The sequence below is a fragment of the Pseudoduganella sp. UC29_71 genome, from assembly GCF_042693265.1.
In the GTDB taxonomy this organism is placed as follows: Bacteria; Pseudomonadota; Gammaproteobacteria; order Burkholderiales; family Burkholderiaceae_D; genus Rugamonas.
Map to the genome: position 1 here is coordinate 5,065,836 of NZ_CP170549.1, position 23,324 is coordinate 5,089,159.

General features: G+C 65.8%; 20 protein-coding genes. 5 read left to right on the forward strand and 15 right to left on the reverse strand.

The annotated features are described in order from the left end of the window. Positions 1–45 precede the first annotated feature (45 nt). Genes ACFJI2_RS22455 through ACFJI2_RS22480 form a run of 6 tightly spaced genes read right to left on the reverse strand, consistent with a single transcriptional unit; the run spans position 46 to position 10,180 of the window. On the reverse strand, positions 46–6,186 hold the full coding sequence (locus tag ACFJI2_RS22455; RefSeq protein WP_377701977.1) for an Hpt domain-containing protein: 6,141 nt from the start codon (positions 6,184–6,186) through the stop codon (positions 46–48). Positions 6,187–6,205: 19 nt separating this feature from the next. Beyond that, the gene (locus ACFJI2_RS22460; protein WP_377701978.1) at positions 6,206–8,614 is read right to left on the reverse strand and encodes a methyl-accepting chemotaxis protein; all 2,409 of its coding nucleotides are present in this window, start codon (positions 8,612–8,614) and stop codon (positions 6,206–6,208) included. A gap of 26 nt (positions 8,615–8,640) precedes the next feature. Then, positions 8,641–9,195, reverse strand: a complete 555-nt coding sequence (locus ACFJI2_RS22465) for a chemotaxis protein CheW (RefSeq protein WP_377701979.1) — start codon at positions 9,193–9,195, stop codon at positions 8,641–8,643. A 3-nt stretch (positions 9,196–9,198) separates the two neighbouring features. Further along, the gene (locus ACFJI2_RS22470; RefSeq protein WP_056393017.1) at positions 9,199–9,567 is read right to left on the reverse strand and encodes a response regulator transcription factor; all 369 of its coding nucleotides are present in this window, start codon (positions 9,565–9,567) and stop codon (positions 9,199–9,201) included. A 25-nt stretch (positions 9,568–9,592) separates the two neighbouring features. Next, complete coding sequence (locus ACFJI2_RS22475; protein ID WP_057153667.1) at positions 9,593–9,994, reverse strand: PleD family two-component system response regulator; 402 nt, start codon at positions 9,992–9,994, stop codon at positions 9,593–9,595. Positions 9,995–10,027: 33 nt separating this feature from the next. Then, the gene (locus ACFJI2_RS22480) at positions 10,028–10,180 is read right to left on the reverse strand and encodes a rubredoxin (protein ID WP_057153170.1); all 153 of its coding nucleotides are present in this window, start codon (positions 10,178–10,180) and stop codon (positions 10,028–10,030) included. A gap of 95 nt (positions 10,181–10,275) precedes the next feature. Here ACFJI2_RS22480 and ACFJI2_RS22485 point away from each other — a divergent pair, with 95 nt between their 5' ends. From ACFJI2_RS22485 to ACFJI2_RS22495, 3 genes are all read left to right on the forward strand, one after another. Next, positions 10,276–11,094: a hydroxymethylpyrimidine/phosphomethylpyrimidine kinase gene (locus tag ACFJI2_RS22485; RefSeq protein ID WP_377701980.1), complete on the forward strand. Its 819-nt coding sequence runs from the start codon at positions 10,276–10,278 to the stop codon at positions 11,092–11,094. Between the two features lie 15 nt (positions 11,095–11,109). Further along, positions 11,110–12,396, forward strand: a complete 1,287-nt coding sequence (gene hemL / locus ACFJI2_RS22490) for a glutamate-1-semialdehyde 2,1-aminomutase (protein ID WP_377701981.1) — start codon at positions 11,110–11,112, stop codon at positions 12,394–12,396. Between the two features lie 356 nt (positions 12,397–12,752). Continuing rightward, positions 12,753–13,250 (forward strand): hypothetical protein, encoded by a 498-nt coding sequence (locus ACFJI2_RS22495; RefSeq protein WP_377701982.1) that lies wholly within the window; start codon positions 12,753–12,755, stop codon positions 13,248–13,250. 9 nt (positions 13,251–13,259) lie between these two features. Here the strand turns inward: ACFJI2_RS22495 and corA are convergent, their stop codons facing one another. The 9 genes from corA to mpl form a co-directional block, all read right to left on the reverse strand. Beyond that, entirely contained in the window at positions 13,260–14,225 is a 966-nt protein-coding gene (corA, locus tag ACFJI2_RS22500; RefSeq protein ID WP_056393003.1) for a magnesium/cobalt transporter CorA, read from the reverse strand. An 88-nt stretch (positions 14,226–14,313) separates the two neighbouring features. Next, positions 14,314–14,730 carry a DUF4124 domain-containing protein gene (locus tag ACFJI2_RS22505; protein WP_377701983.1) on the reverse strand — a complete coding sequence of 139 codons (417 nt, stop codon included), beginning with the start codon at positions 14,728–14,730 and terminating at the stop codon, positions 14,314–14,316. Between the two features lie 25 nt (positions 14,731–14,755). After that, positions 14,756–15,478 (reverse strand): monofunctional biosynthetic peptidoglycan transglycosylase, encoded by a 723-nt coding sequence (gene mtgA, locus ACFJI2_RS22510; RefSeq protein ID WP_377701984.1) that lies wholly within the window; start codon positions 15,476–15,478, stop codon positions 14,756–14,758. After that, complete coding sequence (aroE, locus tag ACFJI2_RS22515; RefSeq protein ID WP_377701985.1) at positions 15,475–16,293, reverse strand: shikimate dehydrogenase; 819 nt, start codon at positions 16,291–16,293, stop codon at positions 15,475–15,477. The genes mtgA and aroE overlap by 4 nt, the downstream gene beginning before the upstream one ends. A gap of 6 nt (positions 16,294–16,299) precedes the next feature. After that, on the reverse strand, positions 16,300–17,184 hold the full coding sequence (locus tag ACFJI2_RS22520; RefSeq protein WP_377701986.1) for a TonB family protein: 885 nt from the start codon (positions 17,182–17,184) through the stop codon (positions 16,300–16,302). Between the two features lie 158 nt (positions 17,185–17,342). Continuing rightward, a complete protein-coding gene (locus ACFJI2_RS22525) occupies positions 17,343–19,412 on the reverse strand; it encodes a ribonuclease catalytic domain-containing protein (protein WP_377701987.1) in 2,070 nt (689 codons plus the stop codon). A 2-nt stretch (positions 19,413–19,414) separates the two neighbouring features. Continuing rightward, entirely contained in the window at positions 19,415–20,005 is a 591-nt protein-coding gene (locus ACFJI2_RS22530; protein ID WP_377701988.1) for a chorismate--pyruvate lyase family protein, read from the reverse strand. Then, the gene (locus ACFJI2_RS22535; RefSeq protein ID WP_377701989.1) at positions 20,002–20,598 is read right to left on the reverse strand and encodes a YqiA/YcfP family alpha/beta fold hydrolase; all 597 of its coding nucleotides are present in this window, start codon (positions 20,596–20,598) and stop codon (positions 20,002–20,004) included. The genes ACFJI2_RS22530 and ACFJI2_RS22535 overlap by 4 nt, the downstream gene beginning before the upstream one ends. Then, a complete protein-coding gene (mpl, locus tag ACFJI2_RS22540) occupies positions 20,595–21,983 on the reverse strand; it encodes a UDP-N-acetylmuramate:L-alanyl-gamma-D-glutamyl-meso-diaminopimelate ligase (protein WP_377701990.1) in 1,389 nt (462 codons plus the stop codon). Before mpl ends, ACFJI2_RS22535 begins: the two co-directional genes overlap by 4 nt. 96 nt (positions 21,984–22,079) lie before the next feature. Here mpl and ACFJI2_RS22545 point away from each other — a divergent pair, with 96 nt between their 5' ends. Next, positions 22,080–22,715, forward strand: coding sequence for a hypothetical protein (locus ACFJI2_RS22545; RefSeq protein ID WP_107876809.1), 636 nt, complete (start codon positions 22,080–22,082; stop codon positions 22,713–22,715). Further along, a complete protein-coding gene (locus ACFJI2_RS22550; protein WP_377701991.1) occupies positions 22,715–23,272 on the forward strand; it encodes a TlpA family protein disulfide reductase in 558 nt (185 codons plus the stop codon). Before ACFJI2_RS22545 ends, ACFJI2_RS22550 begins: the two co-directional genes overlap by 1 nt. Positions 23,273–23,324: the final 52 nt, after the last annotated feature.

Consider the following 23,324-nt stretch of genomic DNA (forward strand, 5'->3'; position numbering starts at 1 on the left):
AACCCGCCCTACGGACGAAACGCCGGGACCAGGATGTAGGGCGGGTTAGCGCAGCGTAACCCGCCGCTGATCCGCCAGCAGCCCCTCAATCGCCCCCAGCAGCACCGGCTCCTGGAACGGCTTGCCGAAGTAAGCATTCACCCCCAGCTGCATGGCGTAATTGCGGTGCTTGTCCGCGCTGCGCGAGGTGATCATGATGATGGGGATATCCCTGGTGCGCTCGTCGCCGCGCACGTTGCGGGTCAGGTCGAAGCCGTCCATGCGCGGCATCTCGATATCGACCAGCATCAGGTCGGGGCGTGCTTCCTGGATCTGCTCCAGCGCGTCCTGGCCGTCCTTGGCCAGCACCACGCGGTAGCCCTCGCGCTCCAGCAGGCGCTGCGACACGCGGCGCACGGTGAGCGAATCGTCCACCACCATGATGGTGCTGCCCAGCGTGGCCAGCGCCGGCTGCGCCGCCGGGGCTGGGACCTCTGCGGCACCGGCGGCGCCCTCCCGGCGGCCCACCAGGTCCGGCCGGTTGGCCAGGTGCTGCGCCAGCGCCACCGGATTCAGTATCAGCACGATCTCGCCAGAGCCCAGCACCGTGGCGCCCGAAATGCCGGGCATGCGCGCCAGCTGCTGGCCAATGTTCTTGACCACCACCTCGCGGTTGCCCACCACCTCGTCCACCTGCAGCGCCAGGCGTTCATTGCCGCTGCGGAGCATCAGCACCGGCGCGGAGCGCTGCGCAGGCGGCTGGGAGTTGGCCAAGCCGAGCATGGCCGGCAGGTAGTGCAGCGGCGATTGCTGGCCCTGCAGCGCCACGTGCCCCATGCTGCGCGCGTCACGCAGCGCGGTTTCTTTCATCTGCAGCACCTGTTCGACCAGGGTTGACGGAAGCGCGTAAGTGCGCCCGCCCGCAGCCAGCAGCACCACTTGCGTCACGGCCAGCGTAAGCGGCAGGTGAATGGTGAAGCGCGCCCCCTTGCCGCTTTCGGTGGCGGTATCGACGCGGCCGCCCAAGGCCTGCGCTTCCGAGCGCACGATGTCCATGCCCACGCCGCGGCCGGCCAGTTCGGTCAGCGAGTCGGCGGTGGAGAAGCCGGGTTCGAAGATCAGGTCGGCGGTGTCGGCGTCGCTCAGTTCTTCGCCTTCGTGCAGCAGGCCGATGCGGCGGGCTTTCTCGCGGATGCGTTCCAGGTCCAGGCCGGCGCCGTCGTCGCTGAATTCGAGCACCACTTCATTGCCCTGCTGGCTGACCTGCACCAGCAGTTCGCCGGTTTCGTCCTTGCCGGCGGCGCTGCGCTGGGCGCGGCTTTCCACGCCGTGCACGATGGCGTTGCGCAGCAGGTGTTCGAACGGAGCGGCCATGCGTTCCAGCACGCTGCGGTCGATTTCAACGGCGCCGCCGCGGATGTCCAGGTTGACGCGCTTGTCCATTTCCTTGGCGCTCAGGCGGGCCACGCGGAACAGGCGTTCGGCGATGCTGGCGAAGGGCACCATGCGCACGCGCATCAGGTCGCGCTGCAGGTCGCGCGTCATGCGTGCTTGCTGGGCCAGGTCGCCGCTGGCGGTGTCCACGCTGCGGCTCAGGCTTTCATGGAAGGAGGCCACGTCGTTGACGCTTTCGGCCATCATGCGGGTCAGTTCCTGCAGGCGCGTGAAGCGGTCGAATTCGAGCGGGTCGAATTCGCGGTCGCTGGAGATGGCCATGCGGGAGGCGATCTGCGATTCGGCTTGCATCTCGATCTCGCGCAACTGGCGGCGCAGGCGGGTGAGGTTGTCGGAGAAGTCGGCCAGCGAGGTGCGCAGGGAGCCGACTTCGTTTTCCAGGCGCGAGCGGGAGATCGAGACTTCGCCGGCCTGGTTGACCAGGCGGTCCAGGATGTCGGCGCGCACGCGCACCAGTGGGGAGCGGGCGGCGGCGTCGCTGTCGTCAGCCGGAGCGGGACGCGGGGCGGCAGCGCCTGCGGCCCCAGTTGCGGCTGCGGCGGCTGCGGCAGTTGTGGTGGTAGCGGTGGTCGCGGCTGCGGCGGCACCGGCGGCTTCGAATCCGGCGGTCGGGGCGGGGGCCTCGGCTGCGTCGGCAGTGGTGCCTGCCGCTGGGGTTGCGCCGCCAACGCCGGCGTCTGCGTCAGCGGGGCCAGTGCCGGTGGCAGCGGTCAGCACCGCAGGGTGCTGGAGTTGTTCGAAAAGGACCAGGGCGTGGTCGTAGTGAGCCAGCAGTTCTTCGAACGCTTGCGGCGAAGCGCTGTGGGCATGCACCATGTTTTCGATGTGCGTTTCGATTTCATGGGCGTGCTGGCCGAGACGCATGGCGCCGGCCATACGAGCGCTGCCTTTCACGGTGTGCAGCACGCGCTGCAGCATGTGGGCGTGGCTGAAGTCGGATGGGTTGCGCTGCCAGGTGCGCAGCGACTGGCCGACTTGCGGCAGCAGGTCGGCGCCCTCTTCCAGGAACACGGGCAGCAGGTCGGCGTCCAGTTCGTCGTGGTAGCTGCCTGGCAGCGCGGCGGACAGTTCGGCGGGAGCTTCCGGCAGCGGGATGACGATGACGTCGGGCTCCGCGTCCTTCTGTGGCGCCTGCGGCTCGGGCGCCGCTTCGGGCTCGGGCATTGGCTCGGGCGCGGGTTCGGGTTCGGATACAGGCTCGGGCTCGGGCTCGGGCTCGGGCTCGGGCGCTGGCGCTTGCGCTGGCTCTGGCGTGGACTCGGGCGCGGCTTCGGGCGACGGGACGAGCGTCAGCATAGGCTCGGGCGCCGCGAAGGCGAGCAGTTCGGCGTCGGCTTGCGCGTCGGCTTCGCTTGGCGCAGTGATTTGCGACAGGGGCGCGGCGAAGGCGTCGTCGAAGGCGGAGTCGAACAGGTCGTCGAAGTCGTCGCGCGCCGCTTCGCCGGAGATCTTGGGCGCCGCAGGGCTGTCGGCCTGCGGGAGGCTGGCGAAGTCGGATGCGGGCGGCGGATTGGCGATCAGGCTTTCGTAGGCGGCTGCAAACAGCGCGTCCAGCTTGGCGGCGGGGCCGCCGGCCTGGGCGCCAACGATGGCGTCGGCCGGCGCGGGCTGCGTGCCTGCGGCATCCGCTTGCGCGGCTGAGGTTTCGGCAGCGGGCTCGCCTGCGACGGCGAAGAGCGTGTCGAGGCGGTCGTCCAGGTCTGGGCTGGCGCCGGCTGGGACGGACAGTTCGTCGCGCAGCTTGTGCAGGGCGCTGATCAGCTCGGGCTGGTCGGGGGCGACTTCACCCAGCGCAAAGCTTTGCAGCATCTGGCGGATGCGTTCGACGGCGAAGTCCAGCAGGTCGTGCTGGGCGTGGTCGAGCTGCGGTGCGGGGGCTTGCAGGCCGTCCAGGGTCTGCTCGAGCGAGTGGGCGAGGTCGCGCAGGGCTTTGAAGCCTACCGTGCCGGAGGTGCCGGTCAGGGTGTGGGCGGCTTGCAGCGCTTCGGGAGTGACCGGACGGCGCGCTTCGTGGCGCCATTCGCCGAAGTCGCGCGCCAGCAGGCGTACCAGTTCGTCGGTTTCGGCCAGGTAGATGTTGTACAGCGGCAGGGGGATGCTCAGGGCGCCGATGTGCTTGACGTTGTCTTCTTCCGGCGGGACCAGGGGGACGGCGGTGGTCGGGAATTCGATGACGTTGCCGGTGCTTGGCGGGGACTCGCGGACGGGTTCGGGCGGCGGCGCGGTTGCGAAGGCGTCTTTAGGGATGGCGTCTGTGGCTGCGCCGGATTCGCTGGCCGGCGCGGCGGATGGCGGTTCGTTGGCGGCAAGCGTGTCGGCGCCAGCAGCCGGGGTGCCGGCATGGGCAGCGGCGTCGGCGGAGGCGTCGGCGAGCGGTGTCGTGGCGGCGGCAGCGTCGGCCGAGGCGTCGGCGACGGGTGGCGTGGCGGCAGCAGCGTCGGCTGAGGCGTCTGCGACGGTAGGCGTTGCGGCAGCGGCTTCTGCGGAGGCGGCGGCGGCGGCGGGCGGCTCGAAGGGGGCGCCTTCCTGGACGCGGGCGGCGGCGGCGGTGAGTGCGTCGGCGTTGCGGGGCGAGATGCCTTGCGCGACCAGTTCGGCGACCCACGCGGTCATTTCGCGCTCGGCATATTCGAGCAATCCGAACAGCGCCTCGGTGGCGGAACGCTCTTCGGCCAGCCAGACGTTCATGGTGCGCTCGACGCCGGCGGCGGCGTCGGCGAACTGGTTCAGGCCGACCATGCGGCCGCTGCCCTTCAGCGTGTGGAAGGACCGCCGCAGCATGGCGAGGTTCTCGGCGCTGCCGGCTTCGGCGCGCGGCTTGGCCAGCGTGCCGCGCACGAACTCCAGCACTTCCTGCGCTTCGGTAATGAAGATCTCCAGCAGCTCCGCTTCAACCGCCGCGTCGCTCGATTGCAGCGCCGGCTCGGGCAGCGGCGCGGGCGTGGGCGAAGTGGTGGGCGATACTTTTTCTTCCAGCACCGGTACCGGGACCGGGCCAACAGCGGCCAGCTTTTTGAACGGCACGGACCTGAAGGCGCCCTGCTCCGCGTCGAACGCGAACCGCTCGCGCGCGCCGGCGGCGTTCTGCGCCAGCATGTCGACAAAGAAGCCCAGCGCGCCGACGTTTTGCGCGATCTCGTCCAGCAGCTTCGATTCCTGCGACGCGTCGCCCAGGCCGGAAGCCAGCTTGCGTACTTCGGCTTTCACGTGCAGCGCGGCGCGCATGGCGTCATCCTGGTCCAGGATGGCCAGCGCGCCTTGCAACTGGTGCAGCACGCTGTCCAGTTCCTGCAGCGGCGCGCGCTGCGACGGGTCGCTGTAGTACTCGTCCAGCACCTTTTCAACCTGGCGCAGGCCGGTCTTCATTTCCAGCGCCAGCGCCACCACAGTGTCGTCCTGCTGCATCTGCTGCGCGATGCCGCCCTGCCACTGCGCCGGGTCGGGCGCCTCGCCGCCTGCCAGCAAGGCTTTCAGGCGCTCGGCGATAGTGTCGGCGTGGGCCGAGAAGTCGTCCGGCAAATGGCGGATGTGTTCCAGCCCATGTTCGGCGAACAGCAGTGCCGTCGTCATTTCCATCGCCAGCGCCTCGCTGCGGCCGGCCGTGATGGCGGCGTTGGCCACTTCGGCCAGTTGCCGCATCAGCGTGGCCAGCGCGGACATGCCCAGCTTGTCGCTGGTGACGGCCACCGTGGCCAGTGCCTGACCAAAGGCGGCATCCAGCGCCGGGTCGATCACCGCTTCCGACAAGTGCTGCCAGGCCGATTTGGCGTCCGCCAGGGCCTCGCGCGCGCGGGCCAGCACGTCGGCGTCGATCTGCCCGTAGCGGCGCGCCTCGTAATCCTTCGGCACCGCGCCTTCCAGGCCGAACACGCTGGCCAGGTGCAGCACCAGCGGCGACACTTCGTCCGCGTGCGGGCCGGCCAGCACGGTGGCGATGAAGAACAGCGCTTCGCGCAGCATGCCGTCCGGCAGCGCCGTGTTGCCCTGCGTGAGGCGGCGCATCTGCAGGTTGATCAGGCCGAACAGCTGCTTGACATACAGGCCGCCTTCCAGATGGCCCGCCGCCACCAGCTCGGCGAAGGCCTGCAGCGCCAGCCAGAAGGTGCGCGCCTTCGAGTCCTGCTGCGCGTCCGCCACTTGCGCCACCGCGTCGCGCAGGGCCGCCGCGTGGGTTTGCTGGGCTGCGGGGTCGGTGCTTTTCAAATACGGCAGCAAAGCGCGCTCGAAGCGCTGGCGGCAGGCCGGATAGTCAGGCGCGGCCGCATCCGCCGGGGCGGGCATGCGAGCCTGCAGCGACAGATCGGGAAAGAACAGGTCAGCTGGGTGGATGCGCTCGGCGCCCAGCATTTCCTGCAGCGCGCGGTAGTACGGGAACAGCCGCACGGGCTGGAACGGCGCGCCGGCCAGCAGCTCTTCCAGGTATTCGGTAACGGCCTGGTACAGATTGGCCACGGTTTGCGCGTTGTCCGGGCTGCACTTCAGGGCGCCGGACTTGAAGCGCTCCAGCGCCTCCTCGGCGCCTTGCGTCATGACTTCCACTCCGTCCACGTCCACCATCTGCAGCGCGCCGTGCGCCTGGTGCAAATGGGTGCGCGCGTGCTGCAGCGCCGTGGCCTGGTCTTCCGGAGCCCGCCCGCCCGCCTCGAACAAGGCGGTTTTCGAGCGGACCAGCGCCTCGCGGATTTCCACCATCACCCAGGACAGGGGGCCAGTGTCGAATCGCGCTGCGGTCGGAAAATCGGGATGGGTCATGCTGGGTCTTTCAAAGTAATCAGGATGCCGAGATGCGGAAGCGCGAAACCGAGTTTTTCAGCTCCTGCGCCAGCACGGACAGCTTATGGATCGACTGCGCGGTTTGCTGGGTGCCGTCCTGCGCCTGCTCGGTCACCTCCAGGATATGCTGGATATTCTGCGCCACTCCGCTGGCCGATGTCGCCTGCATGCCGGTGGCGTAGGAAATGCCCTGGATCAGCTCCGCCAGGCGGTTCGACACCTGCGAGATGTCCGACAGCGCCGCGCCGGCCGCGTCGGACAGGCGCGCGCCCTCTACCACGCCCTGGGTGGACTTTTCCATTGCCGCCACCGCGTCGTGGGTGTCGGTCTGAATGGTGCGCACCAGCGCGCCGATCTGCTTGGCCGCCTCGCCGGAGCGTTCGGCCAGGCGCTGCACCTCTTCCGCCACCACCGAGAAGCCGCGCCCCGCCTCGCCGGCCGATGCGGCCTGGATGGCGGCGTTCAGCGCCAGCACGTTGGTCTGCTCGGTAATGTCGGAAATCAGCTCGGTGATCTCGCCAATCTCCTGCGACGATTCGCCCAGGCGCTTGATGCGCTTGGAAGTTTCCTGGATCTGCTCGCGGATCTCGTGCATGCCCTTGATGGCGTTTTCCACCGCCGTCGAACCCTGGCGCGCCGCCGCCACCGACTGGCGCGCCACGTCGGCCGACTCGGAGGCGGACTTCGATACCTCGGTAATCTCGTTGGCCATCTTCACCACGGTGGCGCTGGCGTCCTGGATTTCGCGCGACTGCTGCTGCGACGCCAGCAGCAAGTCGCTGGAGATGTTCTGCGCGTGGCTGGACGCGGACGTGACCTGCTCGGCGGTGGTGGTGACGCGGCCGACCAGGCCGCGCAGCTCCTCCACCGTGTAGTTGACCGAGTCGGCGATGGCGCCGGTGATGTCCTCGGACACCGTGGCCTGCACCGTCAAGTCGCCGTCGGCCACCTCCTGCAGTTCGTTCATCAGGCGCAGAATCGCGGCCTGGTTCTGGTCGTTCATGGCCTTGGCTTCCTCCTCCTTGCGCTGCGCCTGCAGGCGCATGGCTTCCGCTTCCTGACGGCGGCGGTCCGCGCCGCGGGTGCGGTTGTTGGAGTCCTGCAGCAGCACCCGGCCGATGGCGGCGGCGGTGAGCAGCGTGAGCAGGCCGGCGGCCACCATCAGCCAGAAGCTCAGGGTCAGCGAATCCTGCTGGTTGCGGTATTCGGTCAGCACCGCGCCCAGGCGTTCGCGCAGCGCCTCGTTTTCGCTGAAGATTTTTTGTTCGGCCACCTTGGCGGCGGTGAATTTATCGAGCTTGTCGAGCACAGAGCCGACCAGCTGCTGGTAGGTTTCGAACGGCGTTTTCAGTTCGGTGAACAGGGTGCGCAGCTCGGCGTCGCGGGTGGCCGTCAGCGCCAGCGTTTCGCTGCCGTTCAGGAAGCCGTCCACGGTGTTGCGGAACACGGTGATGTCGCGCCCCAGCTGGAACGCGGTTTGCGCGCTGATGCCGCCGGCGGTGATGAATTCGCTGACGCTGCGGTTCATGCGCTGCGTGAGCATGGTGAGCTTGCCGAGGGCGGCCATCTCGCGCGGCGTGCCGCCGCGCAGCAGCTTGAGCGCGGCGATGGCTTCGGTCTGCTCCAGCAGGTCGGGCGACAGGCGGTCCAGCTGGCGCAGCGTCTTTTCCAGGCCGGTCAGCTCTGGCTTCAGGCGCAGGATGGTGTCGGCCGACCGCTCGGAGGTGTCCCACACTTTGCGCGCCGCAGCCACGGCGCTGGCCATGGCGGCGTTGGGCGAGCCGATGCTGCGGCCCTGGTAGACGCCGCCGGCCTGCATCAGCTTGAAGTCCTGGTTCAGTTCCTTGCGGCTGTCCTCGAGCTGGCGGAACGCTTCGGGATTGCCCTGCACCGCGTTGGGCGCGGCCTTGCCGACGCGCTGCGAGTGCATCAGCGCATCCGCTGCAATCTGGGTCTGGGCCGAGGTGACGCTGCTGTTGCGGATGTTCAGGCCGACCGCGCCGGCGCTCAGCAACAGGCAGGCGGCCAGCGCGGTGGACAGGATGCTGAGCTGGCGCTGCGCGGGCAGGTGGCCGATCAGCGGCAGCTTGATGCCGGGACCGCTGTCGGCGGCTGCGCCGGTGCCACGGCGGCGCAGCGCGTCGCGCAGGCGCAGGGGCGCGCTGTCTTCGCCGGCGCCGGATAAGGCGGCGGCGTCGGACGGCGGCGCGGCAGGGACGGCGGCTGCGGCAGGGAAAGCCGCAGCGGGCGACGCGGCAGCTCCGGCTTCGGCCGCGGCGGTAGCGGTAGCAGCAGCGGTAGCGGCAGCGGTAGCGGCAGGGCCGTAGCCGGCAAATTCCGAATCAGGGGCCGCTTCCTGGAGAGCGTCCTGTTTGGAGCGTGCGAACAAATTCTTCATGAATCCCATTACACCGTCCCTCATTTGCAAAAATATTACAGACCGACTTGCAGGAACCTTTCTTCCTGCACCAGCAGGGCCAGGTCCAGCCGCGACCACAGCTGCCCCTCCTGGTCCAGGAACTGCTGCACGCACCAGGATGGAACGTCGTCCGCCAGCGGCGCTGGCGTCATGTCGTCATGCTTGCGCAGGCCAAGCACCCGCGCGCCGAGCAGCGCGCAGTTCAAGCCCAGGCCGGGCGCCAATGTGATGATGCGGCTGTCCGCCGCGGGAGGAGTGGCCTCGTAGTCGAGATACCTGGCGAAATCGATCACGCCGGTGAGCTGGCCGCGGATGTTGGCCAGGCCGAGGTACCAGTCGCGCGCCAGCGGCACGGGGCTGACCGGCTGCCAGGGCACGATTTCGCCGATCTGGGTCAGGTCGAGCAGGCAGCGGCTGGCGCCGAACTGCACGCCCAGCTCGCGCCCGGCGGCGGCAATGCCGCTTTGCGCGTCATGCATGCGCTCGAGCAGCTGCGCCTGATAGCGGCGCAGACGGCTGCGGCGCTCGGCGCCGGTTGGGGCGGGCAGTGCTGGCTCGGCGCTGCTCATCGCTTAGCCGCCAAGGGCGGCGATCTTGGCCAGCAGCTCGGCCGCATCCACCGGCTTGACCAGGTAGTCCTTGGCGCCCTGGCGCAAGCCCCAGATGCGGTCCGTTTCCTGGTTCTTGCTGGAGCAGATAATCACCGGCACGTCCTGCAGGTCCGGGTCGCGGGCGATCGAGCGCGTGACCTGGAAGCCGTTCGCGCCGGGCATCACCACGTCCATCAGGATGAGCTGGGGCTTGTCGGCCTTGATTTTCACCAGCGCCTCCTCGCCGTTTTCGGCGGTGGAGACGGAAAAGCCGTTCTTGACCAGGATGTCGGTCAGGTAGTAGCGCTCGGTCGGCGAATCGTCGACGATCAGTATTCTTTGTATGGCCATGATGCCCTCGCTATGCGTACGATACTCAGACCCCCGCCGCGCCTGCGGTATGCTCGCGCACGGCCGCCAGCAGGCTGTCTTTGGTAAATGGTTTGGTCAGGTAGGCGGCCGAGCCGACCATGGTGCCGCGCGCGCGGTCGAACAGGCCGTCCTTGGAGGACAGCATCAGGACCGGCGTGGCGTGGAATTTGGCGCTCTTTTTGATCAGGGCGCAGGTCTGGTAGCCATCCAGGCGCGGCATCAGGATGTCGCAGAAAATGAGCGCGGGGTGGTGGTCGTTGATCTTGGCCAGGGCCTCGAAGCCGTCTTCGGCCAGCACCACCTGGTAACCCGCCTGGCTCAGGAATATCTCGGCCGACCGGCGAATGGTGCTGCTATCGTCGATCACCATGATCTTCAAACCTGTCGCTTGCGGCGTAGTCGTCATATTCTATTCACCGGGATGTACCGACACGATAGCTTAAATCGCCACCATTTCAAAATCGTCCTTGCGGGCGCCGCATTCCGGGCAGGTCCAGTTGATCGGCACATCGGCCCAGCGCGTGCCCGGTGCGATGCCCTCTTCCGGCAAGCCGGCTTCCTCGTCGTAGATCCAGCCGCAGATCAGGCACATCCAGGTTTGATATACCTGCGTTGTATCATTGCTACTCACGTTGTGTCACCTTCTATCAAGTAAAATGCCGAATCAGGTATCTTAATCTACCAGCCGTGCAAAACCAAACTTCTCCCCTTATCCTGACCTTTGGCGCCGTCGACCCGGTGGGCGCCGCCGGCGTCACCGCCGACCTGGCCGTGTTTTCCGCCCTGGCCTGCCAGGGCTTGGCCGTCACCACCGCGTTGCTGATCGGCGACAGCGCCCGCATAGAGGACCTGCAGGAAACCGATCCGGACTGGGTGTCGGACCAGGCCCGCGTGCTGCTGGAGGACGCCCAGGTGTCGGCCTTCAAGATCGGCGCGCTGCAAAACATGGAGCACGCCTCGGCCATCGCCGAGATCGTGTCCGATTATCCGGACGCGCCGCTGGTGCTCGATCCGTTCAGTTCGCGCCTGCCCGAAGCGGGCGAGGACGCCGACGAGCTGCTCACCATCGTGCGCCAGCTGCTGGTGCCGCAAACGTCGGTGCTGATGCTGTCGCAGGTGGAGCTGGGCCGTTTGGCCGAGACCTGGCGCGACATCGACGCGCCGATCGAGGACGACGTGCGCTACCTGATCGAACTGGGATGCGAATTTGTGCTGGTGACCGGCACCCCGGCCGGCGCCGGCCATGGCGACGCGGTGCGCGCCAACACGCTGTACGGCGCCGACGGCGTTGTGCGGCACGACGCCTGGCAGCACCTGCCCGGCCCCTTCCTGGGCGCGGGCGGCACGCTGTCGGCCGCCATTGCCGCCTACCTGGCGCGCGGCGCGGACACGCCGACCGCCGTGGAACTGGCGCAGGACTACACCCTGGGCGCGCTGGCCCATGCCCAACGCTACGGCATGGGCAAGCTGGTGCCCAACCGGACTTTCCGGGTAACTCCAACCTGATAACAAAGAGGCATCATGACTGAATCGAAAAACGACACGCTGTTCGCGCGCGCCCAGAAAACCACGCCCGGCGGCGTGAACTCGCCGGTGCGCGCCTTCCGCTCGGTGGGCGGCACGCCGCGCTTCATCACCCGCGCCGAAGGCCCGTACTTCTGGGATGCGGACGGCAAGCGTTATATAGATTACATCGGTTCATGGGGCCCGGCCATCGTCGGCCACGCGCACCCGGAGGTGGTGAAGGCGGTGCAGGAAGCGGCCACGCGCGGCCTGTCGTTCGGCGCGCCGACCGAGGCGGAAATCGAGATGGCGGAGGAAATCTGCCGCCTGGTGCCGTCCATCGAGCAGGTGCGCCTGGTGTCCTCCGGCACCGAGGCGACCATGAGCGCGCTGCGCTTGGCGCGCGGCGCCACCGGCCGCGACAAGATTATCAAGTTCGAAGGCTGCTATCACGGCCACGCCGACTCCCTGCTGGTGAAAGCCGGCAGCGGCTTGCTGACTTTCGGCAATCCGACCTCAGCCGGCGTGCCGGAAGATTTCGTCAAGCACACGCTGGTGCTGGACTATAACAATGTGGAGCAGATTACCGAGGCCTTCGCCAATTTCGGTTCTGAAATCGCCTGCGTTATTGTGGAGCCGGTGGCGGGCAATATGAATCTGATCAAGGGGACGCCGGCATTCCTGCAAGCCTTGCGCGATTTGTGTACCAGGCACGGCGCCATTCTGATTTTCGATGAAGTGATGTGCGGTTTCCGCGTGGGCCTGGGCGGTGCGCAGGAATTGTATGGCATTAAACCGGATCTGACCGCGCTGGGTAAAGTAATCGGCGGTGGCTTGCCGGTGGCGGCATTTGGCGGCAGCGCTGAATTGATGAGTAAAATGGCGCCGTTGGGTGCGGTTTATCAGGCGGGCACATTATCGGGTAATCCGGTGGCCGTGGCGGCCGGCATGACGACGCTAAAGATTATTCAGCAGCCTGGTTTCTACGATAAATTGGCAGCGTCGGCAAAACGCCTGGCGGCGGGATTAACTGCGGCAGCAAAAGAAGCGGGCGTGACTTTCTGCGCCGATGCGGAAGGCGGCATGTTCGGTTTGTATTTCAGTGAAGTGCCGCCGAATAACTACGCCGAAATGATGGCAGGCGACCGAGCGAAATTTAATACCTTCTTCCATGCGATGCTGGATGAAGGCGTTTATTTTGCACCGGCCGCGTTTGAAGCGGGCTTTGTATCGGCACAGCACGATGACGCGGTGATCGATGAAACCATCGAAGCGGCACGCAAGGTATTCGCGACACTGAAGTAATCCGGCGCCACCGACAGCCGCCGCACGCCCTTCCGGGGCTGCGGCGGCTTTTTTTCGTCCATTTCGCGCCATTTTCTGGCTTGATCACGCCAAAATCCGGCATATTCTTTCGAAATCGCCAGTCGTCCGGGCTGATGCGCATTTAACGCTGCGCCGCGTCGAGTTATTACGCGGCCTATTATTGCCCACGATTCACGCACAACGATCTGGTTTTATTGCCGCCATAATGTTGGAGCTGGCGCTGAGGCAATGCCGCTGCGATCTAGGGCATGCACCGTCTTATCAACGCGCTGCGCGAAAGGGTTTTGTGACCGTTGGATAGAATTCAACAATGTTGAAAAAGGCATACTACTGGGATGAAATTAATTGCAGAAAAACGCTCCAGTAGCGACAAGTACGATGTACTCCGTTTCGTGCGCAATAATGGCAGCGCCAGCGATACGCTGATGCCGCGCCAAGGCATATTGCCGCATGACTTAATTCATTATGTGGTGGAATCCGCCCTGCCGCTGCGCCACGGTTTCCTGAGCCAAGTGGCGCTGGGCGCGGATGCGCAATTCGTGATGCAAACCGTGCACGACGCAAGCAACCCGGCAGTGCATGAGCAGGCGGCGCAAGTGGAAGCGATAGTGGAAGGGCTGCAAACCCAGCTATGGTGCGGCAGTTTCGACCTGGACGCATTCCTGGAAGCGGCCAATAGCGCCTGCGCCGCGCGCGGCCATGCGGCATTCGACCTGGCCGGCGTCGACGTGCACGCCAGCCTGTACCAGCGCGCCCAGGCGCTGCATGCGCAATGGCAGGACATCCCCTACCACCGTTCGCTGTCGCTAGATTTCAGCCCGCGCCTGGGGTAAACGACTGGCTTATTTCAGCCAGCCGCGGTGGCGGAAGTACAGGAAGGGCGCAATCGCGCTGGTGATCATCAAGCCCCAGGCCCAAGGGTAGCCCAGCGCCCATTTCAGTTCGGGGATGTTGTCGAAGTTCATGCCGTAGACGCTGGCGATCAGGGTCGGGGGCAGGAAGGCCACGCTGGCCACCGAGAAGATCTTGATGATCTTATTCTGGTTAATGTTGATGAAGCCGACCGTGGCATCCATCAGGAAGTTGATCTTGTCAAACAGGAAAGACGTGTGGCCGTCCAGCGATTCGATGTCGCGCAGAATCTGGCGCGCCTCCTCGAACTGCTCGGAATTGAGCAGGCGGCCGCGCATCAGGAAACTGACCGCGCGGCGCGTGTCCATCATATTGCGGCGGATGCGGCCGTTCAAGTCTTCCTCGTGGGCGATGGCGCTCAGCGCGTCGGCCGCGTCCTTGTCGGTGAATTCTTCCTGCAGCACGCGGCCGGACACTTCTTCCAGGTTCTGGTAGATGCCTTCCAGCGCGTCCGCCGAATACTCGGCGTCGGTGGCGTACAGGTCCAGCAGCACATCCATGTAGTCGGCGATGGAGCCGGGACGCGAACGCGCGCGCATGCGCACCAGCCGGAACACCGGCAGGTCGTCCGTGTGGACCGAGAACAGCATTTTCTTGGCCAGGATGAAGGCCACGGTGACGATGCGCGAGGGGCCGTCGTCTTCTTCCAGCAGGAAGTCGGTGCGCAGGTGCAGGTCGCCGTTTTCCGCTTCGTAGTAGCGGGCCGAGGCTTCAATGTCTTTGACTTCGTCTTCGCCCGGCAGCGTTACACCGTAAATGGCTTTGACCCAGGCACGCTCGTCGTCGTTCGGATCAGTCAGGTCGACCCAGACGGGTTCGAGCTTTTCCAGGTCTTCACGGGATTCGATGGGAACCTGGTTGAGACGGCCATTTTGTAAGACGAAGACATTGATCATAGGCACTCTCAGCCAGCGGTGGGAACGAAACAGCGCAAGTGTACCCGCATGGCCTTTTTTCGGCCACCTTTGCGTGCTGTTTTTTGCCTCAGCGGGCCGCGTTTTCGATCATTTTCGCGCGCAGGTCCTGCGGGGCGGCGGCAGCCGGGTCCGGCTTGGGCGCCTTGGGCGCTTCCACGCCCTTTGTTTCATGGACGATAACGTTTTGAGTGGTGGCGTTGGCGGCGCTGCATTCGGTGTCCGAAAACACGGTTTTACCGTTGATGACGCAGCGGCGCAGCTGGTTGCCGGGGGCGGACGGTGCTGCGGCTGCCACTGCGGCCGCGGCGCCACCGCCCTGCACCGTGGCCGCCGGCGGCGTCTTGCCGGTCAGCCTGGCCAGCCCTTCGGCGAACAGGTTGCGCTCGTAGCGCATGGAGAAAATGGCCGCCATGGCCAGCGCTGCCATGCCGGCCATCAGCACCGCTACCCAGATCAGACTGATACCGCGCTGCCGACGAAGCATGCCGCCTCCTGATTAAAATGATGCTCTATGGTAACTCAGCCGAGCCCATGCGTCTCAAAATAACGCCGGTGCGGCGTGCCAGGTAGTTGGAGTCGCGGTGCTTGTCGTAGAAGCGCGGATTGGGCAGCATGACCGCCAGCTTGGCGGCCTGGGCCGCGCCCAGCTTGGACGCGCTGATGCCGTAATAGTGCTTGGCTGCCGCTTCGGCGCCGAAGATGCCTTTGCCGAATTCCACCACGTTCAGGTAGATCTCGAAAATGCGTTCCTTGTCCATCAGCGCTTCCAGCATATAAGTGATGATCAGCTCCTGGCCCTTGCGCAGATAGCTGCGCGAGCCGGACAGGAACAGGTTCTTGGCCAGCTGCTGGGTAATGGTGGAGCCGCCCGAGACCACCTTCTTTTTCTTGTTGTTCTTCTCGTAGGCTTTTTGCAGCGCGTCCCAGTCCACGCCCTCATGTTCGGAGAAATTGGCGTCTTCGGACGCGATAATCGCCCGTTTCAGGTTGCCAGAGATGCGCGCGTACGGCACCCACTGCTGCTGGATATTGGCGTTGGGATTCACCTCCTGCAGCGCCGCGCGCTGGGCGCGCATGAAGGCGGTGGTGGTCGGATTATGGCCGACCCACCACCAGATCTGCAGCAGAAAATACAGCTGGATCACGATGAACAGCAGCACCGGGGCGATGAAGAGCCACTTAACCCACCACCATCTGCCGCGTGCCGCAGCCGGTTTGCGCGCTTTTGTCATAATTTTGAACGCAGTTGAGCCAATAATTCCTTGGTTTCGGGGCGCACGCCGCGCCAGGCAAAGAACGCTTCGGCAGCCTGCTCGACCAGCATGCCCAAGCCGTCGCGCACGATCGCGCCGTGATCTGCAGCGAACTGCATGAACACCGTCGGCTCCTTGCCGTACATCATGTCCAGCGCCAGGGTGCCGGGGCCGAACACCTCGGACGGCACCGGCGGCAGGTCTGCGCTCAGGCTGGCGGAGGTGGCGTTGATGACGATGTCATACTGGCCGCGCGGCGCGTCGAAGCCGCAGGCGGACAGGGCCGCGCCGCCGGACAGCGCGGCGAACTGCTCGACCAGGGCTTCGGCGGTGGCCACCGTGCGGTTGGCGATGGTCAGCTGCGCAGGGTGATGCTCCAGCAGCGGCAGCACCACGCCGCGCGCGGCGCCGCCAGCGCCCAGCAGCAGCACGCGCTTGCCAGTGACCGGCACGCCCGCGTTGGAAACGATGTCATTGACCAGGCCGGCGCCGTCGGTGTTGTCGCCTATGGTGCCGTCGTCGGTGAACAGCAGCGTGTTGACGGCACCCGCCGCCTGCGCGCGCATGGTCAGCGCGCCGCACAGCTTGTGCGCTTCCAGCTTGAAGGGCACGGTCACGTTGGCGCCCTTGCCGCCCTCTGCCACGAAGGCGCGCACGGCGGCGGCAAAGCCGTCCAGCGGCGCCAGGCGCTTTTCATAGGTCAGCTGCTGGCCGGTTTGCTGCGCATAGGCGGCGTGGATGTCGGGCGATTTGCTGTGGGCGATGGGATTGCCGAAGACGCAGTACTTATCCATATTGTATTAATTCGATCCGGTCAGGTTGGATTCCAGTTTTTCTTCGCGCGTGAATTTGAAACGGGTGATGATGACCCACAGGTCGTCGCGTTCGCTGGACAGCATATTGGGCGGGAATTTGCCGAACGGCGCGGAGCGGCGCACGATGCGCAGCGCGGCCTCGTCCAGCGCGTCGTTGCCGGAGCTCTTTTCCACGCGCACGCCGCCTTCCTTCTCGTAGATGGCGCCGTCCTGGAAGATGGGGATGTAGACCACCAGTTCGCCGTACAGCTTGCGGCCGTTCTTCTGCGGGAAATTCAGTGTGCCCACCTCCTCCACCTTGCGCTGCAGGCGCTGGTAATACATGGCGTAGCCCACCTCGCGCGTGCTGGGGGTGATGAAGGTTTTCTTGGGGCGCTTGTTCTGGTCGTCGATGGTCTGGGTGATCTCGGCGGCCATGCGGGCGATGGCCTTGCTGCTTTCCAGCAGGTCGGCGCCGGAAGGCATGGGGTCGGGCTTGACCTTTTCCGTGACCGGCGCGGCGGTGAGCGGGTTCTGCTTGGCGGCCTGGGTAAGCAGGTTGCGCTGGGTTTCCTCCAGCTCGGCGATGCGGCGCTTGGTGGCTTTCACGCTGTCGCCGGTTTCATTCTTGCGCATATCCGGCAGCGGCGACTTGGCGCGGCCGGCATTGGCAGTCCCGCCGCCGTCCAGGTTGGCCTGCGCCAGGGCGTCGGCCTTCAGCGGAGCCTTGTCGTGCTTGGCGTTGACGAGGATGACTTCCAGGCCGGGATCGGTGGGCTCAATCTTGAAGTTCTTAGGGGCGACGAAGGTAACGGCCAACAATACGCCGTGCGCCAGCAGGGAAACGCCAGTTGCGAAATACAGGAAGCGGTTTTCTTGTAAAGACTTCACGCAGGGACCGTCAGCAACATCAAAGGATTGCACATTCTACGACAAGCGGAGCCTGGCGGGGCAGCTCCGGCAGCAAGCTGAGCCGCATTCGGGGTCTGACCCCGAATGCGGCTCAGGCTGGTTGGCTGGTTGGCTGGCTGGTTGGCTGGTTGGCTGGATTAGCTGGCTTGCTCGGGGGCCGGTTCGGTGACGGCGGTTTCGCTGGCGAGGTCGGCTACTTCGGCTTGCTCGTCGGCGGGGGCGGCGGCTTCGGCCAGCGCTTGCTCGTGCTCGGCCGGGGTTTCTTCTTCGTCTTCGTAGTCGAGCTCGGCGTCGGCGGCGGCCGGGGCGGTGATCACTTCCAGCAGGCGCGCTTCCACGCTCAGGTCCACTTCGTCCCAACGCAGGATGTCCAGCTTGACCTGGGCGCCGCGCGCGGCGGGCGGCATGCCGGACAGGCGGATGATGAGGGGGATGTCGGACAGGCGCAACACTTCGTCCTTGAGCACCACGGCTTCCACCTGGCGCTGCTCCTGCTGGCCCAGCCAGCGCAGGCACCAGTAGCGTTCCATATTGCTCTGGTGGTCGTTGTAGGCGGAGTAGGCGGCGTCGAAGGCGGAGACGATGGCGAACAGGTTGGCGTCCTTGTGCTTGAACGGGGCCACGAACGGGGCGGCGACACCCTTCTCGGCCACGGCCAGGATTTGCCACTGGTTCACCAGGTCGGTGTAGCGGCGCAGCGGCGAGGTGCTCCACGCGTACTGGTCCACACCCAGGCCCTGGTGCGGCGCGGCGTGCGTGAGCATGCGCACCTGCATCTTGGCGGCCCAGCCGCCCACGCCCTGCCCCTGGCTGCGGTAGATGCCGGGCACGCCGTGGTCGTGCATCAGCTTGCCCCAGGTGCTGTTGGCGAAGATCATCAGCTCGGCGACGATCTTGTCCAGCGGCGCGCCGCGCTTGCGGCGGGTGACCGTCACCACGTCGTCCTCGACGTAGAAGTTGTAGTCGACGCGGTTGTTCTGTTCGGGCTTGAGGCCGAAGCCTTCGCGCTTGACCATGCGGCCCGCTTCCAGTTGCAGCGCCCATTTCCACAGCAGGCCCAGCTCGGCCTTGCGCGGGTAGTCGCCTTCGCCGCTGGCCAGGGTCTCTTCGTTGACCAGGTCATCCAGCGTGTTGTGGCGCAGGTTGTTGGCGATGGGCACGAGCTCGGCGCGGGTTTCGGTGCTGATCACGCTCCAGTCGGCCGGGTCCAGCGTGGCGTACAAGGACAGCGCCGGGCAGGTCTTGCCTTCGGCCAGCGTGAACGCTTCGACGATGCTGTCCGGCAGCATGGTGATTTTGTCGCCGGGCATGTAGACGGTGGACATGCGCGCGCGCGCCATCTTGTCGACCGCGTCGTCCGGGCGGATGCCCAGGCCGGGCGCGGCGATGTGGATGCCCACCCGCACTTTGCCGTCCTCCAGGTGCACAACGGAGAAGGCGTCGTCGATTTCGGTGGTGGTGACGTCGTCGATGGAGAACGCTTCGACGGCCGCCAGCGGCAGGTTGGCCGGCGCGCTCGGCACCGGCACGTCCGGGAAGCCGGCGCCCTTGGGGAAGTTCTCGAACAGGAACTTGGACATGTGCAAGTCCTTCGGCGAGGCGATGCCGCCGGCGGCCAGCATCAGGCGCTGCGGGCTCTGGTGCGTTTCATTGCAGGCCGCTTCCAGTGCCTTGTATTCGATGGTGTTCTTGTCCGGCTTGAACAACAGCTGCTGGACGATGGCCTTCATGCTGTCGGGCAGCTTGTTGGCTTTCAGTTCTTCCACGTACTGGGCCTGGATCACCGCCTGCTGCTTTTTCTTTTCGATGCCGGCCAGCGCCGCGCGCAGCGACTGCTCGGGCGCCTTCTTGTAGCGGCCGCGGCCCTTCTTGTAGAAGTAGATGGGCGCGTTGTGCAGGCCGAGGATCAGGCCGGCCGCTTCGTGCGGCAGCGGCGCGTGGCCGAAGTATTCGGCGCCCAGCTCGGCAAAGCCGAACTCTTCCTCGCCCGCCACTTCCCACAGGAATTCGAGGTCGATGTCGGCGGCGACCGCCTTGGCCTGCTCCAGCAGCTCGGCCGGGGCCGGCTTTTCGTACTGCAGCAGCACGTCCTTGGCCTTGACCTTGTTGCGCTTGCCGCTGGCCATTTCCACCTGGTAGGCCTCGCCCGCGTGGGACATGACGGAGCCGACCTTGAAGTCGCCGGATTCTTCGAAAAATACGTTCATTATTATGTTCTGTTCTCTAAAGTCGAATTGGCTGCCGACGGCGCGAGGTCCAGCACCTGGGGCAGGAAGACCTCGGTCACCAGCAGCAATCCATTGTGGCGCTGGTACAAGCAGCGCCGTGCATACAATATCTGTCCGTCCTGCAGGCCGGCGGCGGCGCGGGCGCGCCGGGCCAGCGGATGGCAGGGCCGCAGGCGCGCAAACTCCAGTTCGCCGCGCCGCACTTGCGGGTCGCCGAACAGCGTGGAGCCGAGCGAGCGTTCGCCCAGTGCGCTGAACAGCGGCCAGTCGCTGGCGTCGGCCGAGGTCGGCACCACGGTGTGGCCGAATACCACGGGCGTATTATCACACCGCAGCAGCACCTCGCGTTCAATCACGCGGCTGGCGCGGTGCAGGCCGATGGCGGCCGCCTCGTCCACCAGGCACAGCGCGGGACTCTGGTGCAGCTTCTGCACGCGGAAGGCGCGGCTGTGCGCTTTCAGTTTGTTGGTCAGCGAACCGCCGCCGGTGAGCCAGCCGCGCACGGCGTCCGGCGCGTTGACGGCGATCACGTGGCTGTGCCAGTTCGCAAGCCGCAGCGAGCGGCCCTTCACTGCCCACCGCCGGCGCGGGCCTGGGGGTCGATGCCGCAGAAGGCCAGCACCTCATTTATATAGTCGGCGAATTCGCTGATGCCGTGGTCGCTGCCCTGGATCACGTGCTGGCGCGCATCCCGATAGTGCGCCACCATGTCGCGGTAGTCCAGTACTTCGTCGCCGGTGGCGGCGAGCAGGAAGTAGCGCTCCGGCTTGCTGATCTGCGGCACGTCGAGCGCGCGCAGTTCGTCTATATATTCAGGCTTGAATTCGAAGGGCTGGTCGGAGTGGTACTGGGTGGTGGCGCCGACGTGCTTTTGCAAATCCTGGCGCGGCACGATGGCCGGGTTGAGCAGCACGGCGCGGCAGCCGAGGCGTTCGGCCAGCCAGGTGGCGTAGTAGCCGCCCAGCGAGGAGCCGACCACGGTCAGCTCTTGCGCCGGCACGCCGTCCACCAGCGACAGCGCCAGTTCCATGGCCAGCTTGGGCGAGGCGGGCAGTTGCGGGCAGACATATTCCGTGCCGCGGCCCAGCGCGGCCATGCGTTCGCCCATCAGCCGCGCCTTCATCGATTGCGGCGAGGAACGGAATCCGTGCAGGTACAGAATCATGAGGCCAGGGCCTCCAGCAGTTTCTGGTGCACGCCGCCGAAGCCGCCGTTGCTCATGACGACGATGTGGTCGCCCGGCTGGGCTTGCGCGACGATGGCTTGCACCATCACGTCGATGTCTTCATAGGCGCTGGCGACATCGCCCATGGGCGCGAGCGCCGTGCCCAGGCTCCAGCCCAGCGCTTTTTCGCTGCCGAAGCCGAACACCAGGTCGGCCTCGCCCAGGCTGCCGGGCAAGGCGTCCTTCATGGCGCCCAGCTTCATGGTGTTGGAGCGCGGCTCCAGCACGGCCAGGATGCGGCCGGTGGCGGCGCCGCGCAGCTTCTGGCGCAAGCCGCCGACCGTGGTGGCGATGGCGGTGGGATGGTGGGCGAAGTCGTCGTACACCGTCACGCCCTTGACCACGCCGCGCACCTCCATGCGGCGCTTGACGCTGACGAAGCGCGCCAGCGAGTCGGCCGCCTGCGCGATCGGCACGCCGACGTGGCGCGCAGCGGCGATGGCGGCCAGCGCGTTGGAGCGGTTGTGCTTGCCTGTCAGCTGCCACTGCACCTTGCCGGCCACGGCGCCGTTGAAGATGACGTCGAAACTGCCGTCTTCATATTCCTTCAGCGTCCAATTGGCGCCGGGCACGCCGCCGAAGCTTTCCTGCTCGCTCCAGCAGCCGCGCTTGAGCACGCGGCCCAGCGAAGCTTCGTCGGCGTTGGCGATGACGCGGCCGATGCCGGGCACGGTGCGCACCAGGTGGTGGAATTGGGTTTCGATGGCGCCCAGATCGGGGAAGATGTCGGCGTGATCGTATTCGAGGTTGTTCAGCACGGCGGTCTTGGCGTGGTAGTGCACGAACTTGCTGCGCTTGTCGAAGAAGGCGGTGTCGTATTCGTCCGCTTCGATGACGAAGAAGTCCGAGTCCACCGGCTTGCCGTCGGCCGTGCCGCTGAGACGGGCCGAGATGCCGAAGTTCATCGGCACGCCGCCGATCAGGAAGCCGGGCGCGTAGCCCGCGTCTTCCAGTATCCAGGCCAGCATGGCCGAGGTGGTGGTCTTGCCGTGCGTGCCGGCCACGGCCAGCACCCATTTGTTGCGCAGGATGTGTTCGCCCATCCACTGCGGGCCGGACACATAGGGCAGGCTGCGGTTGAGGATTTCCTCGACCAGCGGGTTGCCGCGCGAGACGACGTTGCCTATGACATACAGGTCGGGATTGAGCGCCACCTGTTCCGGGCCGAAGCCCTGTATCAGTTCGATGCCCTGGGCTTCGAGCTGGGTGCTCATCGGCGGGTAGACGTTGGCGTCGCAGCCGGTGACGCGGTGGCCCGCCTCTTTGGCCAGCACGGCCAGGCCGCCCATGAAGGTGCCGCAAATACCTAGTATATGAATATGCATGTTGAGGGTGCGTATAAAACAAACGTCGGACAAACTGTCAGGACGGTGATTTTACCTGACGCGTGCCCTCTTCCGGTTCAGAGTATGATCTGGGACATGATGCCTACCCCAAACGATGACATTCAGTTACTGCGCGCGCAGGTGGCGGCAGCGGCGGCGCGCCTGATCGCGGCCGACGGCGCCGACTATGGCACGGCCAAGCGCAAGGCGGCGCGCCAGGTGCTGGGCGAGCAGCGCAGCGCCAATGCGGGCGCGGCCGTGTTGCCGGACAATAGCCAGATCGAGGAAGAGGTGCGCCTGTATCACGCGCTGTTCAACGCGGACACGCAGCCGGCGCGCCTGTTCCGCCTGCGCACCATCGCCTTGCAGGTGATGGAAGCGCTGGAGCAGTACAATCCCTTCCTCACCGGTGCCGTGCTGAACGGCACGGCCGGCCCGCACGACGATATCCACCTGCAGCTGTTTGCCGACAGCGCCAAGGAGGTGGAGATCTTCTTGCTAAATAAGAATGTCCAGATCGACATCTCGGAGACGCCGCATTTCAAGGGGCCGCGCTACGACCCGGTGGAGACGGTGAGCTTTTTGTGGAACAAGGAAGGCGTGCATGCGGCGCTGTACGAACTGGACGATATGCGCGGCGCGCTGAAGGCGCGCAGCGACGGCCGGCAGTTGCGTGCGGACATCGCCGGCGTGCGCGCTCTATTAATAGCAAGTACTCATGAAGAAATATAATGTTTAAAAAGAACTATCTTGTATACGCCGTGATTGCTATCGCTTGCGGCGCGGCCGGCGTGTGGGCCAGTTTGCACAGCAACAAGGCGGCGCCGGCCGCAGCCGGCGCCGCCGCCGCGCCTGCAGCGGCCCCGGCCGGGCCGGTGGCGGCGCTGTTCCAGCAGAAGCTGAAGGACAACCAGGGCGTGGAGCAGGCGCTGGCGCAGTGGCAGGGCAAGCCGCTGGTGGTCAATTTCTGGGCGACCTGGTGCGGTCCCTGCGTGGAGGAAATGCCGGAACTGTCGGCGCTGCAGGGCGAACAGGCCGGCAAGCCGCTGCAAATCATCGGCATCGGCATCGATAGCCCTACAAACATCGCCGAATTCGCTGAGAAACATAAAATCGCCTATCCTGTCTACGTGGGCGGCATGAGCGGCACGGACTTGTCGCGCCAGCTGGGCAACGCCCATGGCGGGCTGCCGTTTACCGTGCTGATCGGGGCCGACGGCCAAGTCAAAAAGACCTATCTGGGCCGCCTGAAGTTCGATGAGCTGCGTGCGGATCTTGCAAGCATGTAATAATTTCGGCAATATATTTTCACTTGCCAATGGTCGCTGTTGGCGGCAAAAT